This window comes from Parafrankia sp. Ea1.12 (genome assembly GCF_900465275.1).
Taxonomy (GTDB): domain Bacteria; phylum Actinomycetota; class Actinomycetes; order Frankiales; family Frankiaceae; genus Parafrankia; species Parafrankia soli.
Map to the genome: position 1 here is coordinate 26,620 of NZ_UBIZ01000570.1, position 13,481 is coordinate 40,100.

Annotated in this window: 10 protein-coding genes and 2 pseudogenes; 3 read left to right on the top strand and 9 right to left on the bottom strand. The window is 71.6% G+C overall.

Annotation, left to right across the window (positions count from 1 at the left end; translation table 11 throughout):
- Positions 1 to 170: 170 nt before the first annotated feature.
- On the bottom strand, positions 171 to 1,139 hold the full coding sequence (locus FMEAI12_RS31860; RefSeq protein WP_112108911.1) for an LLM class flavin-dependent oxidoreductase: 969 nt from the start codon (positions 1,137 to 1,139) through the stop codon (positions 171 to 173).
- Between the two features lie 456 nt (positions 1,140 to 1,595).
- Between FMEAI12_RS31860 and mdoC the strand changes: the two genes are divergently transcribed.
- The gene (gene mdoC, locus FMEAI12_RS31865; RefSeq protein ID WP_112108912.1) at positions 1,596 to 3,032 is read left to right on the top strand and encodes a glucans biosynthesis protein MdoC; all 1,437 of its coding nucleotides are present in this window, start codon (positions 1,596 to 1,598) and stop codon (positions 3,030 to 3,032) included.
- A gap of 124 nt (positions 3,033 to 3,156) precedes the next feature.
- Here the strand turns inward: mdoC and FMEAI12_RS31870 are convergent.
- The 6 genes and pseudogenes from FMEAI12_RS31870 to FMEAI12_RS31895 form a co-directional block, all read right to left on the bottom strand.
- Positions 3,157 to 4,308: pseudogene (locus tag FMEAI12_RS31870) on the bottom strand (acyltransferase family protein); the annotation flags it as partial.
- 207 nt (positions 4,309 to 4,515) lie between these two features.
- Positions 4,516 to 4,641: pseudogene (locus tag FMEAI12_RS40320) on the bottom strand (SDR family NAD(P)-dependent oxidoreductase); the annotation flags it as partial.
- A 65-nt stretch (positions 4,642 to 4,706) separates the two neighbouring features.
- Positions 4,707 to 5,327 carry a hypothetical protein gene (locus tag FMEAI12_RS31880; protein ID WP_131626243.1) on the bottom strand — a complete coding sequence of 207 codons (621 nt, stop codon included), beginning with the start codon at positions 5,325 to 5,327 and terminating at the stop codon, positions 4,707 to 4,709.
- Positions 5,328 to 5,787: 460 nt separating this feature from the next.
- Entirely contained in the window at positions 5,788 to 6,657 is an 870-nt protein-coding gene (locus FMEAI12_RS31885) for a universal stress protein (protein WP_112108915.1), read from the bottom strand.
- A gap of 149 nt (positions 6,658 to 6,806) precedes the next feature.
- Positions 6,807 to 8,009, bottom strand: a complete 1,203-nt coding sequence (locus tag FMEAI12_RS31890; RefSeq protein WP_112108916.1) for a HAMP domain-containing sensor histidine kinase — start codon at positions 8,007 to 8,009, stop codon at positions 6,807 to 6,809.
- 20 nt (positions 8,010 to 8,029) lie between these two features.
- The gene (locus tag FMEAI12_RS31895; RefSeq protein ID WP_112108917.1) at positions 8,030 to 8,689 is read right to left on the bottom strand and encodes a response regulator transcription factor; all 660 of its coding nucleotides are present in this window, start codon (positions 8,687 to 8,689) and stop codon (positions 8,030 to 8,032) included.
- Between the two features lie 145 nt (positions 8,690 to 8,834).
- Between FMEAI12_RS31895 and FMEAI12_RS31900 the strand changes: the two genes are divergently transcribed.
- Positions 8,835 to 9,689, top strand: a complete 855-nt coding sequence (locus tag FMEAI12_RS31900) for a hypothetical protein (protein ID WP_131626244.1) — start codon at positions 8,835 to 8,837, stop codon at positions 9,687 to 9,689.
- A 110-nt stretch (positions 9,690 to 9,799) separates the two neighbouring features.
- Here FMEAI12_RS31900 and FMEAI12_RS31905 read toward each other — a convergent pair whose 3' ends face one another.
- Both FMEAI12_RS31905 and FMEAI12_RS31910 read right to left on the bottom strand, forming a co-directional pair.
- Complete coding sequence (locus FMEAI12_RS31905) at positions 9,800 to 11,296, bottom strand: MFS transporter (protein WP_112108919.1); 1,497 nt, start codon at positions 11,294 to 11,296, stop codon at positions 9,800 to 9,802.
- A 90-nt stretch (positions 11,297 to 11,386) separates the two neighbouring features.
- On the bottom strand, positions 11,387 to 12,397 hold the full coding sequence (locus FMEAI12_RS31910) for a zinc-dependent alcohol dehydrogenase (RefSeq protein WP_112108920.1): 1,011 nt from the start codon (positions 12,395 to 12,397) through the stop codon (positions 11,387 to 11,389).
- A 429-nt stretch (positions 12,398 to 12,826) separates the two neighbouring features.
- Between FMEAI12_RS31910 and FMEAI12_RS31915 the strand changes: the two genes are divergently transcribed.
- Positions 12,827 to 13,432 (top strand): DoxX family protein, encoded by a 606-nt coding sequence (locus FMEAI12_RS31915; RefSeq protein ID WP_112108921.1) that lies wholly within the window; start codon positions 12,827 to 12,829, stop codon positions 13,430 to 13,432.
- The last annotated feature ends 49 nt before the right edge of the window (positions 13,433 to 13,481 follow it).

Consider the following 13,481-nt stretch of genomic DNA (forward strand, 5'->3'; position numbering starts at 1 on the left):
CCGGCGGCGGGTCGCTGAAAGTTGTGGCCGGCCGGCCCCGTGACCTCGCCCTCGCCGCCGGCGCGTGGGCGCGTATGCCGCTGCGGATCCCGATGATCCGCGCGGCCCTCCCCGCCCGCCGCGCCGGGTGACGTCCGGGACGTCCTTTCACCGCACCGCGGTGTGCGGCCTCAGCGCGCGGCCTCATCCCCAGCCCGGGCGGCCGCCTGCTCGTTCCCGTGCGCGCGTAGCGGGGGGATCACCTCGTCGAGCAGACGGTGGACTATGCGGTCGGGGTCGCCGGTGCCTGGCGCGGGCATGAAGATGAAGTGCCGGGCGCCGGCGTCGACGAAGTCGCGGAGCTTGCTGGTGACCTCCTCCGCCGTCCCGGCCGCCGCCACGCTGTCGACCATGGTCTTGAAGTCCTGGTTGTAGGTGCCGCCCATCGTGCGCGCGGCCTCCTCGCGTGCTCGGTCGCCGTCGGGGTCGACGTTGACGAACACGAACGCGTACCACTCGAATCCGCTCAGATCACGTCCGGCGTCGGCCGCGGCCTGACGGATGGTCCGCGCCGAGGCCGCGTAGCGGCGGGGCGAGTACAGGTAGGGCATCCAGCCGTCACCGAGCAGCGCGGCGCGGCGCATCGCCGGCTCCTTCCGGCCGGCGACGATGACGGGCGGGCCGCCGGGCTGGGCCGGCGCCGGGTGGATCCGGACGTCCGTCATCGGGTAGAACGGCCCGTCGTGGGAGATCGTCTGGGCTGTCCAGAGCCGCCGGAGCAGGCCGATGGCCTCGTCGGTGCGCCGCCCGCGTTCCCGGACCGGAACCTGGCAGGCGCTGAACTCCTGCGGGTACTCGCCGCCGATGCCCACGCCGAGGACGAGCCGCCCGCCGGTGGCCCGGTCCAGGTCGGCGACCTGCTTGGCCACGATCGCCGGTGCGTACAGGGGGAGGAGCAGGATCGCCGTCCCGATGCGTACCCGTTCGGTCACCGCTGACAGGCGGGCCAGGCTCATCATCGCCTCGCCCGACGGGTTCCGGGAGGCGACGTGCCCGCCCGTCCACAGCGAGTCGATCGGCAGGTCCTCCAGCGCGGCGGCCCGTTTCAGATCGGCCCCGGCGACGAACCCGACCGAGATCACGCCGTCCTGTGCGGCCATCCGAACACCTCCGCGGCTCGCGCCGCCCCCGCCGCGCGCACTGGCGGGAGTCGGCTGGCCGAGCGTGCGGCAGACCGCCCGCCGCAGGCAACCGACCCGAGCGCGCGGCCCGCCGCCCGCGACCTCGGCACGGTATGAATTTCATGCCGGGAAGCGCGCATGGTGAACCCCTTTTGTTCTCGCGGTCACAAGGCCCTCCGGCTGTTTCCGGCAGCCCGTTCGTAGGAATTCTGCGGTAGCTCCGTCCCGGCCCTCCGGCTCGATGGTCTGGCGCGGCTCAGCCTTTTACTGATGGTGTCTCATCTCATCCCGGGAACCGCCTGCAAGTGACGCGGCGCGACATTGGTCGACACGTTCCGAAGCGTAGTATTTCGCGAGCCCTTGCGCTTCCTCCCGACGTCATCCGGCGCCGGGAAAGCGTGTATCCGTCGGCCGGAAACGGGAAGGAAGGGACTCGTGGGGGAGCGGGAGGCAGTACCCGCCGCGGGAGCATCCACCGCGGGCGTGCGCTACCACCACCTGGACGCGCTGCGCGGTGTCATCATGCTGATCGGCGTCTTCGTCCACGTGGCCACGCTCGGGGACGACCCCGTCTTCGACGGGATAGCGCGGGCCTCCGGCCTCTTCCGGATGGAGGCCTTCTTCGTCATCTCGGGTTTTCTCTCCGCGATGCTCACCGCGAAATACGGGCCCGGGCTCGCCCTCCGGCGCAGGCTGGCGGCGGTGGGCGTGCCGCTGGCGGCGACGCTCGTGCTGTTCAACCCGCCGACACTGTGGCTGATCTCCCGCTTCCACAACCGTAGCGACATCTCGTTCGCCGACTTCCTGCGAGCCTGCATGGCTCCCGCGTTCGAAGGCCGGTTGAACTGGTACCTGCACCTGTGGTTCCTGCTGGTGCTCCTCGGGTACGCGCTCCTCACACCCGCGGCGGTGAAGCTGCTGAGCAGGTTCGTCTCCACCCGGTGCTATCAACAGGCCACCGCGGGGCGGCTCCGTGCCATGACGGCGATCACGCTTCTCGTGCTGGGCACGATGGCGGCCGGCAGGATCGGCTGGGGCGAGGCCATCCGGCCCGTCATCGGGTCGGGATTTCATACGGACCTGGTCCGCCGCACCCTGGAGTTCCTGCCGTTCTTCCTACTCGGTCTCCTGCTGTTTCTGGACAGGGGCCGGCTCGTGCCGTCATTCCAGCGGCCCGCGCCGGTTCTTCTCTCGGTGTCGGGGCTCGTCCTGCTGGCGTCGTGGCACGGGTGGGTGGACACGCTCGCGATGGGCACCGGCCGGGTGCTGGCCGAGACGATGTTCGCCATTCCGGTGATCGCGACGATTTTCGCCGCGGCCAGTCGGTGGGGGTCGCGCCCGAGTCCCGCCCTGCGTTATCTGGCGGAAGCCTCGTACTCGGTCTACCTGCTGCATTTCTTCTGGATCTACGTGTTCGCGACCCTGCTCGGTTTCGATCCCGGTCTCGGCTCGGCACGGATGCTGCTGCTGGTCGTCGCCACCTACGCGGCCACCTTCGCGACCCACCATCTCGTGATTCTCCGGTTCCCGCTCCTCCGGCGAATCTTCAACGGCAGGTTCCCGTCGAAGGCCCGCCCCGGGTCGGAGCCGCCCGTGGCCGTGCCGGCGGCTCCGCCCGTGGCGGTACCGGCGGCTCCGCCGGTTCTCACCTCGACGCGTGGCGGGTGCGCCGCTGGTTGGGCACGGCCGCGGGCCGGGAGCGCCTCAGAGGATCCGAGCCAGGCGGGCTCGCCGGCCCAGCCGACACGGGCATCCCCGGCACCGCGCTGTACGTCCGGTGCCCGCCCGGCGCGGCACCCGCGGCGGCGCCCGGCACCGAGCCCATCGGGGACGGTGAGCCCATCGGGGACGCCGAGTCCGCCGGGCGCGTAGGCCGTCCCCCGGGGCGTGCCGCGGGCCGGGAGAGGAACCCTCCCAGCCAGGACGGCGCCGCCGCCGACTTGAGGGCGAGCGCGGGCGATTCGACGAGGTGCCAGCTGGCGACCGCGACCGCCCCGGAGAGGCCGATCGAGGCGACGATGTTGACGGTGACGTTGTCGTCGCCGACGCCGAGCTCGAGCAGGAGGAGCTGCAGCGGCCACGAGTAGACGTAGATGCCGTAGGAGAGGTCCCGCCGGCTCCCGACCCGCATGAGACGACGTCCGGTGCCCGCCCACAGCAGGAAGTAGGCCAGCGGCGCGGGCGCGAGGGGCAGGTAGGCGGCGGGAGCCGCGAGGGCGATGGCGAGCAGGCAGCAGCTCGCGGCGAGCAGCGGCCGGTTCAGCGGGATGCGGTCGGCGTAGAGGAACATCACCGCGCCGACGAGGAACATCGAGGCGAAGCGGAGCGCGTAGGCGTCGGCGAGGCGGTCCGCGCCGAAGACGGCGTCCGCGGCGGCGAGCACCCAGCAGGCGACGGCCAGGCCGAGGACGGCTGCCCGGCGCCGGCGCAGCAGCCCCACCGCCCCGAGGATCCCGATCATCAGGTAGCACAGCGCCTCGAAGAAGAGGGTGTGCAGGGAGCCGTCGAGCGCGCCGCCGCCGTTGAGGTCGCCGATGTTGAACTGGTGCATCCGCAGCAGGGCGTTGGCTGCGACGTAGGTCAGCGCCGAGTCGGCGCCCGTCCAGGGATAGCCGGCGAGGGTGTCCCGTTCGAGTAGCCACAGCAGCGGTCCGAGGATCACCGCGGTCACGGCGAGGCAGACCCAGAAGCCGGGCAGGATCCGCAGCAGGCGGTGCCACAGGAAACGTCCGGTCGAGCGGGCCCGCTGCCGGCTCCGAGTGATCAGGAAGCCGCTGAGCAGGAAGAATCCGTCCACGGCGACCTCGCCCGCCTCCGGCCCGCCGGTCAGCTTCCCGAGCGGGTCGTCCTCGTCCCGGACGAACCCCCAGGAGTGCGACACCAGCACGGTCGCCGCCAGGACGAGCCTGAGCGCGTTGAGGTTGTTGTGCCGCGGATCGAACGCCTGGCCCAGGGTCCGTGCGCCGGGCGTCGCCAGCCATCCCCACGGTCCCTGCGGCGCCCAGGGCCATCCGTGCCGCTTCCTGCGGTGGCGCGGACCTTCGGGACGGCCCGGGGCGCGGGCCGAGCTGGCGTGCGTCACGTCTGGTGTCCTCTCGAGGCCTCGGCCCAGCCGCGCCCGTGGACGGCGTTCCCGACGCCACCGCATCCAGAGGACTACCCTCCGCACCCATCTCGGGCAGGCGTCGCACGCGCGGGTGCGGCCATCTCCGTCAGAGGTACGCCTACCCCCGGACCAGCCCCCCACAAAAGGCGCGACTGTCCGATCCGACACAGCCGTCGCTGCTCAGGGCGCCTGAGGCGCCGCCGCCCGAGTTGCCGGAGGCACGGCTGTCCCGGTCGTCTCACCAGGACACTCGACGGCGGTCCGCTCGCCCGCCGCCGGGTCCCGCGACCCGACCAGGACGTCGTGGCCGCGCGCGGCGAGCTGGCGGGCGATCTCCCGGCCGAGGCCACGATTGGCCCCGGTCACCAGCGCCAGCGGCCGCCGCTCGGCTGTCTTCCGCCAGGTGGTGGCCGCGAAGCGGCGCGACGTTGCCAGGAAGGTCAGTAGCGCCAGGTAACGCTGCCGGGGCCGGGGTCGTCGAACCGGATGACGCCAAACTCCTCGGTGACGTCGAAGACGAGCGTTGTCGTGACGGTGGTGCCAGCGGAGAGCGGTCCGGTGGGGAACATCGCCTCCGAGAAAAGCGGGCAGGCTATTGTGTTGTCCGGCCCCACCGCGGAGAACATGAACCAGTCCGGCGCAACGTAGTCTCCGGTCACCTCGGCAGAGACATCCGCGACGAGATAGACGCCATTTTTTGGCTTCGGCGGGTATTCACTGCCTGGTGCGGTGGGCTGTTCACGCACATTCTCGACCGTGAGCGTGATAGCTGTGGGCTGCTCGCAGCCCAGTATCTTGTACTGGACGACGACAGTGTCACCCGCGGCAACAACGGGGTCGATCCCGTCCGGTGAACGCTGAGCCGCCTCGGTTCCCGGACTCGCCGGGCCAGCGGATTCAGGGCAGTCGGCCGGACTGGCGGCGCCCACACCACCCGCCGACAGATCCACGCTCGGTCCGTAATTCTCTTCATCCGTGAACGGAGCGTTTAGCTCGCGGACGACGTCATGGGCCACTTCATCGCTGTCGGTGCCGCCGCGGACCACCGCGACCGTACTCAACGCGACGGCGACACCGGACAGGACCGCGACGGCGACCAGCAGCCAGCCCTGCCATCGCGGCGACGACGAGGGCTGCGGCGGCGGTGGATACCAGCCGTAGGCGGGCCACGGAGCGACTGGAACATGGAGTGGAGTTCCCGTCGGCCTCGCGCCAGGTGCGGGCACCCCCCACCCCGCCGCCTGGTCCGCCGGGGAACTGCCAGATCCGGGGGCTGGGTTCTCAGTTGGTCGCGAGTCCTCCGCCGATGAAGAGGGCGATGGCGACCCATGCGCGGGAGGTATGGCCGCGGACGGGGAAGCGGCCTCCGGTCGTTCTCCTGATGGTTTCCCGCCGTCTTCCGCCACGCCCCGCCCTTCGCCCTGGATCCTCGGATCTCCGAACACCCGGCTGGTTGAACGGCTCACGCTAGCGGATTGAATGATAATCCGCGCGGCACCGCCTCGCCGGGCCCGGATTGGTTCACTCCTCGTCGTGGACGACGGCGACGGGGCAGGCGGCGTGCAGGATGGACTGGTGGCTGACCGAGCCGAGAAGCAGGTCGGCGAAGCCGCCCCGGCCGCGGCGGCCGACCACCAGGAGCTGCGCGTCGGCGGCCTCGCGCAGCAGGGCCGAGGTGGGCGCCTCCGCGGTGACGACCGTGTCGACAACGACCTCGCTGGCGTGGTGCAGGCCCTTCGCCACGGTCTCGTCCAGCATCGTCTGCGCCCGTCGCAGCAGATCCGACTGCCCGCTTATGACCAGCCCGGGGTACAGCGGCTCGGTGCGGCCCACGGCGTGGACGACCCGCAGCGGGGCCTGGCGCAGGGCGGCGGCCCGGGCAGCCCAGCGCAGGGCGCCGACCGAGTTCCGTGAGCCGTCGACGCCGACCACCACCGGTCGCCGGTCGGGGCGGGGCGCCCGGTCGGTCGAGCCCCGGACGACGACGACGGGGATGCGGGCATGGTTGACCGCGCCCTGCGCGACCGAGCCCGCCAGCACCCGGTGCACCGGGCCGTGACCGTGCGACCCGACCACGACCATCTCGGCCCCGGTCCAGTTCTTCTCCAGCGCGACCAGCGGCGGTGCCTCGACGACCAGGCGGCTCACGTCGACGTCGCCCGCGCCGACGCGCTCGACGGCCTGCTCGAGCGCCTCGGTTGCCGCGGTCTCGAGGGTCTCGTGATCGGCCCGGACGACGCGGCGGAAAACCTCTCGCGGCAGCCCGTCGCTGCCCCACGCCAGCAGCGCGGTGACGGGCCGGGCGCGCAGCCGCGCCTCGCGTAACGCCCACCGCAGCGCGTCTTCCGAACCTGTTGAACCGTCCACGCCGACGAGAATTGTCCTGTCCACGTCCAGTACCGCCTGTCTTCATCGGTTGCCGGCCCGAAAGCGACCGCCTCGAATCTCGCATCGCGGGCGGAGACGGACATCGGCCGTCCGGCAGGCGGTTTTCGGTTCGTCGGCCAGGTCTCGCCGGGACCATAGGCCCGCGGTCCGGATCACGCACTTTCCCGGGTCGGTAGGAAGACGGCCATCTCCAGGCCGCCTTCGGGCCGGGACACGGCCCGGACCGAGCCGCCGTGGGCGCGGACGATCGAGGCGACAATCGACAGGCCGAGCCCGGCACCGGGCTGGGCGCCGGGCTCGGCCCCCCGCGATCCCCGCCCGGCCTGGCTGAACGGTTCGAAAAGGTCGACGGCCGAGGACGAAGGCACTGGGGGACCGGTGTTGGCGACCCACAGCACCGGATCCCTGCCGTCGCGCACCCATACCGTCCCGCCGCGTCGGTTGTACTTGATCGCGTTGTCGACCAGGTTGGAGACCATCCGCTCCAGCAGCACCCGGTCGCCCCACACGAGATCGGGCGGCCGAGCGGAACGGTCGTGGCCGGTACGCTCCCACCGCAGGTCCACCCCGGCCTCGGCGGCGACCGCCCGGTGCGTGTCGACGACCGTCTCGACGACCTCGTCAAGGCACACCACCTGGCGGACCGCGAGGCCACGGTCGCTGCGCGCCAGCACCAGCAGCCCTTCGATGAGTGCCTCGATGCGCACGTTCATCGTCAACAGGCGGGTGCCGAGCTCGCGCAACGCCGGTTCGGCCCCGGGGCGGCCCATCGCGACCTCGACGAGGGTGCGCTGAGCAGCCAGCGGGGTGCGCAGCTCGTGCGAAGCGTTGGCCACGAACCGGCGCTGGCTGTCGAAGGACGCGGCCAGCCGGTCGAGCATCTCGTCGAACGTGTCGGCGAGCTCGGTCAGCTCGTCGCGTGGCCCGCGCAACCGGATCCGCGCATCAAGATTGTCCGCCCCGAGCCGGCGGGCCGTCGCGACCACCGCCTGCACCGGGCGCAACGTCCGGTCGGCCACCACCCACCCCAGCAGCAAAGCCAGGATCAGCGTGGCCCCGATCGCCACCCCTGACTGCACCAGCAGGGTGTTCAGCACACCCCCGCGGTAGTTGCGGACGGCCCTGACCACGGTCAGCACACCGGTCTCCGGGCCCGAACCGGTCCCGACGGTGCCGGGCAGTCCGGGACCCGACTGTCCGGGCATCGTGACCGTTCCCTCGAAGACATGCGCGGCGGGAGCGGCGGCTGGCGGCAGCGCGGAGCGAACCAGGAGGTAGTTGACGGCCAGCAGCACCACGCCGCTGAGGAGAAACAGGCCACCGCACATCAGCGCGAGCCGGATCCTGACCGACATCGCGACCGGCCGGGGTCTCCTCAGCCCTTCATGCGGTACCCGACCCCGGCGACCGTCTCGATCAGCGGGGGCGGCCCCAGCTTGCGGCGCAACGTCATCACCGCCATCCGCACGGCGTTGGTGAAGGGGTCGACGTTGGAATCCCAAGCCTTCTCCAGGAGCTCCTCGGCGCTGACCACGGACCCGTCGGCCCGCATGAGGACCTCCAGGACGGCGAACTCCTTGCGGGAGAGCGGGACGAAACGGCCGTCCCGCGACACCTGGTGCCTCGGCACGTCCAACTCGACGCCGGCGCGGGTCAGGACCGGCGGCACCGCGGCACGGGCCCGTCGACCCAGTGCCTGAACCCGGGCGACGAGCTCGGCGAACGCGAACGGCTTGGTCAGATAGTCGTCGGCCCCCACCCCGAACCCGTGGACCCGGTCGGCGATGTCCCCGGCGGCGGTCAGCATGATGACCCGGGTGTCGCCGCCGGCGGCCACCACGGCCCGGCACACGTCGTCGCCGTGCACCGCGGGTAGATCCCGGTCGAGCACGATCACGTCGTAGGGATGGAGCGCGGCCAGTTCCAGGGCGCTGGCCCCGTCCCCGCAGGTGTCCACCGCCATGGCCCGCTGGCGGAGGCCCTCGGCGATGGCCTCGGCCAGCATCGCCTCGTCCTCGACCACCAGGATCCGCACGCGACCGCCTCTCCGCTCACGTCGATCATCGGCGGTGGGCCATAAAGAAAGAGTAAGGGGTGACACTTACGGAACCCAGATCGCCCGGTCACTAGATCTGGTCGTGGCCGGCGGATCCGCGGCGGCCATGACACGGAGGTGGCTCATGAGACGACGATGGTCCGCACGCGTTCTGATCGGGACGGCGATCGTGTTGGCGGTCGGTGCGAGCGGCACCGCGCTGGCGATGGCCGCCCAGCCCGCTGACCCGACCGAGCCCGGCACGTCGTCCGGTGCTCCCGCCCTCCCGCCGGACGACTCCTTCACCCGGTGCCTCGTGGCGAACGGGGCCCAGGTGCACACCGACCCGACGGTGGACGGCCGACGCTCGGTGCGGGTGACGCTCGACCCGGCGCACCAGTCTCCGGCGCTGGACGCCTGCCAGCGGTTCGCACCCGCCCCCGGCACCATCGGCGGCGGCCCGGCCCCGATCCAGCCGTTGACCGCGGAACAGAACGCGACGGTGACGGAGTGTCTGCGGGCCGAGGGAGTGGCCTTCCCCGCTCCCGGGACCACCCAGGTGCTGGGCCTGCCGCCGGCGGACGAGCCGATCCCTCCGGGCTCCGCCCCCGCCGCCCCTGCTCCCGGCGCTGGCGCCGGCAGCGGCAGCGGTGCGGCACCGGCCCCCGGTTCCGGAGGCGGCCCCGTCCTGGTGCCCGGTCCGGTGGTCAGCGGAGGTCCGGGCGGGTACGGCGGCCTGGTGATCAGCAGGGAAGCGGGTGCCGGTGGCGAAGCGGCACCCGGCGGCCCCGACGTGCTCGGTGACGCACCTGACGTGCCCGGTCTGCCCGGTGACGCGCCTGGCGGACCCGGCGCGCCCGGTGACGCGCCTGACTCGAAGGTTCTCGGCGCGCTCGGCCGGTGCGCACAGGCCGCCGGCCTGCCCGGTCTCGCCCTGGAGACGCACTCGGCGGACAGGACCACCACAGTGGTGGCGATGGCGGTCGAGCCCCGCTCGTAGGCAGGACAGCGCTCCTCGGTCGCGTCAGGCGGGCGCGGCAGCCGTCGCCCGCCTGACGCGACCACAACCGGCGCCGGCCCGGCCCGGCCCGGCGATCCGGTGCCGGCAAGTCACAGCCCGGCGCTGGTGACCTCGGTGGTGTCCGGGACGCCGGGCCGGACGAGCAGCCCACAGAGGACGGCACCCGCGGCGAAGATCGCTGCCGACCAGGCGAAGGCGGTGGTGTAGCTGTGGACGGCGGCACGGGCGAGCAGGTCGGCGCCGGGTGCCCTGCCGCGGGCGTAGTCACTGGCGGCGGTGGCGGCGATGGTGCTGAGCACGGCGATGCCGATGGACCCGCCGATCTGCTGCGCGGTGTTGACGGTCGCCGAGGCCACCCCGGCGTCGTCGGGCTCGACACCCGCCGTGGCGGTGCTCATGGCCGGCGCCATCGCCAGCCCCAGCCCGACTCCGGCGATGACGAGGGCGGGCAGGATGTCGGCCAGGTAGGTGCTGTGGACCTCGAGCGTGGTGAGCCACAGCATGCCGCCCGCGGCGGTGAGCATGCCGAGGCCTATCAGCGGCCGTGGACCGACCCGGGGGAACAGGACACTGGTCGCCACGGTGGCGGTGATCATCACCGCGCCGACGATCGGGAGGAACGCCAGCCCGGTACGGATGGGCGAGAATCCGAGGTTCTGCTGGAGGTAGTAGGTCAGGAAGAGAAAGATCCCGAACACGCCGACGCCGACGACGAAGACCGTCAGGTAGGCGCCGGCGCGATTGCGGTCGAGCAGGATCCGCATCGGGAGCAGGGGATGCGTGACCTTTGTCTCCAGGGCCACGAACAGCGCCAGCAGTGCGGCTCCGGTGAGGAGCAGGGCCCAGGTGCCCGGAGCGGACCAGGAATGGGTCTGCGCGTTGGCGAAGCCGTAGACCAGGCTGAACAGGCCGGCGCAGACAGCAAGAGTACCGGGCAGGTCGAGGGCCGGATGTCCGTCGACGCTCTGGCGGCGAATCAGGCCGGCCGCACCGGCCATCGCCACCGCGGCGAAGACCAGGTTGACGTACAGGCACCAGCGCCAGTCGAGGTATTCGGTGAGGACTCCACCGAGCAGCAGGCCGACCGCACCGCCCGCGCCGGCGATCGCACCGTAGATGCCGAACGCCTGGGCGCGTTCCCGCGTTTCGGTGAAGGTCGTCGACAACAGGGACAGGCCGGCGGGCGCCAGCAGCGCGCCGAACATGCCCTGGCTGGCACGGGCGGCGACCAGCATGCCGAAATTGACGGCCGCCCCGCCGACGGCGGAGGCCGCGGCGAAGCCTGCCAACCCGGCCAGCAGGGCCATCCTGCGGCCGAACAGGTCGGCGATGCGCCCGCCGAGCAGCAGCAGGCTGCCGAACGCCAGCGCGTAAGCGGTTATGACCCACTGCCTCGCACCGTCGGAGAAACCCAGGTCGCGCTGGGCCGAGGGCATCGCGATGTTGACGATCGTCGTGTCGAGGATGACCATCAGCTGCGCGACCCCGAGAACAGCGAGGATCCACCAGCGCCGAGGATGATCAGGGTTGATCCCGTCGGTGGCCGCGGGCTCCTGGTGTGTTGTGCGGGAGTCGGTGAAGGTCATGGCGACCGCCCTGTCCTATGTGTCGTGCCCGTTCGGAACCCTGCTGACTCTCGGGGTGAGATGGGGCGGGACACCCGGGTGCCCGCGCGGTCAGAACTCGAACACCAGCCGGGCCGGGACCTCGCTGGCCAGAACCTCGTCCATGCAGACGTTGACGTCGTCGAGCTTCCGCCGGGCGGCGATCACCCTCGTCCGTCCGGCCGCGTGCAGCCGGAAGACCTCGGCGAGGTCATTGCGGGTGCCGACGATTGACCCGCGGACACTGATGCCCTTCAGCACGAGGTCGAAGATCGGGATGGACATCGTGCCGTCGGCGGGCAGCGCGACACAGACCAGCCGTCCGCCGCGACGCAGCGAGGCGAACGCCTGCTCGAACGCCCGCGGGGATGCGGCGAGAGCCACCGCGACATCAGCACCGCCGAGCTTCTGGATGGCCTCGACCGGGTCGGTGGACCGCGCGTTCACCACGTGGTCGGCGCCGAGCTCGGTGGCCAGGGCCAGCTTCGGCTCCGTGACGTCGACCCCGACGACGAAACCACCGGCGATGCGGGCGTACTGCAGCGCAAGGTGGCCCAACCCGCCGATGCCGAACACCGCGACGGTCTCGGCCGGGACGACACCGGCGACCTTGATGGCCTTGTAGGTGGTCACCCCGGCGCAGGTCAGCGGCGCGGCGTCGAAGGAGGAGACGCCCGCCGGGACCGGCACGGCGTAGTCCGCGTCGGCGACGGCGTACTCGGCGAACGCACCGTCCACCGTGTAGCCGCTGTTGTGCTGGCCCTCGCACAGTGTCTCCCAGCCGCCGATGCAGTAGCGGCACCGGCCGCAGGCATAGCCCAGCCAGGGGATGGCGACCCGGTCGCCGACGGCACGCCCGGTCACCCCGGCACCGAGGACTTCGACGACTCCCACTCCTTCATGCCCGGGGACGAACGGCGGAGTGGGCTTGACCGGCCAGTCGCCGTGAGCGGCGTGAATGTCGGTGTGGCACAGGCCGCTGGCCTCGATCCGGACCAGGACCTGGCCGGGCCCCGGTGTGGGAACGGGCCGGTCGACGATCTGCAGCGGTGCGCGGAAATCGGTGACAACGGCTGCCTGCATGACGTCCTCAATTCCTCGCGGTGGGGCGTGCTGCCGTCGGCCCCTTGGGAGAGTGTTAAGCATGGAGAAGGGTGGGTCCGTTCGCCCTGGATGGCGCCCGGTCCGTAAGGTCGACGATGCTGTCCGGCCTGCCGGAAACAATGTGTGTCATGACAGCCCTTCTGACCCACTCGCCGGAAAGGTTTTTACCGGCGCATCACCGACCGTGTCTCATGTTTCTCCGTCGGCAAGATCTGCTCATGCCACGTAGGTCCCGGGCCGGGGGGGACGGATGGTCCATGCGGGTGGGTCGAACGGTCACGTACCGCGGAGGTGGCGGGCGCGCAGGAGGCGGGCTCCCACCTGTGCCCGGCGGTCCCGTCCGGACTGGGACCATCCGCCCATAGGTGGCGGGATGTAGCTCACTCGGACGGAAGTCCGGTCCCCGACATGCTGGTGGTCATCCCGATCGAGGAGGACACGATGCCTGTCACCACCGGTACGAAGGCCACTGCCGCGGTCCGCTCGCCCCTGGCCGACCTCAACCGCCACCACCACCCGGGACGCCACAGCCTCGCCGTCGACGTCCTGCTCGCGGTCACCCGGGTCAGCCTCGGCTGGATCTTCCTGTGGGCGTTCCTCGACAAGCTGTTCGGCCTGGGCCACGAGACCCCCTCGGCCCAGTCCTGGGTCAACGGCGGCAGCCCCACCGAGGGCTTCCTGGCCCACGCGGCCGCCGGACCGTTCGCCGGGATCTACCACGACATCGCCGGCGCGGCCTGGGCTGACTGGCTGTTCATGATCGGTCTGGCCGGTATCGGCGCGGCCCTCGTCCTCGGCGTCGGGATGCGCGCCGCCGCCGTCGCGGGTGCCACCCTGCTCGTCCTCATGTGGACCGCGGTTCTTCCCCCGGAAAACAACCCCTTCATGGACGACCACCTCGTCTACGCTCTGGTCCTCGGCCTTCTCGCCGCCTTCGGCGCTGGTCGTTCCTTCGGTCTCGGCGGCTGGTGGGAGCGCACGGCTCTCACCCGTGGCCGGCCCTACCTGATCTGAAGTACTTCGTCCCGTGGCGAGATGGACCCGAGGTGGTCCCGAAAACGCG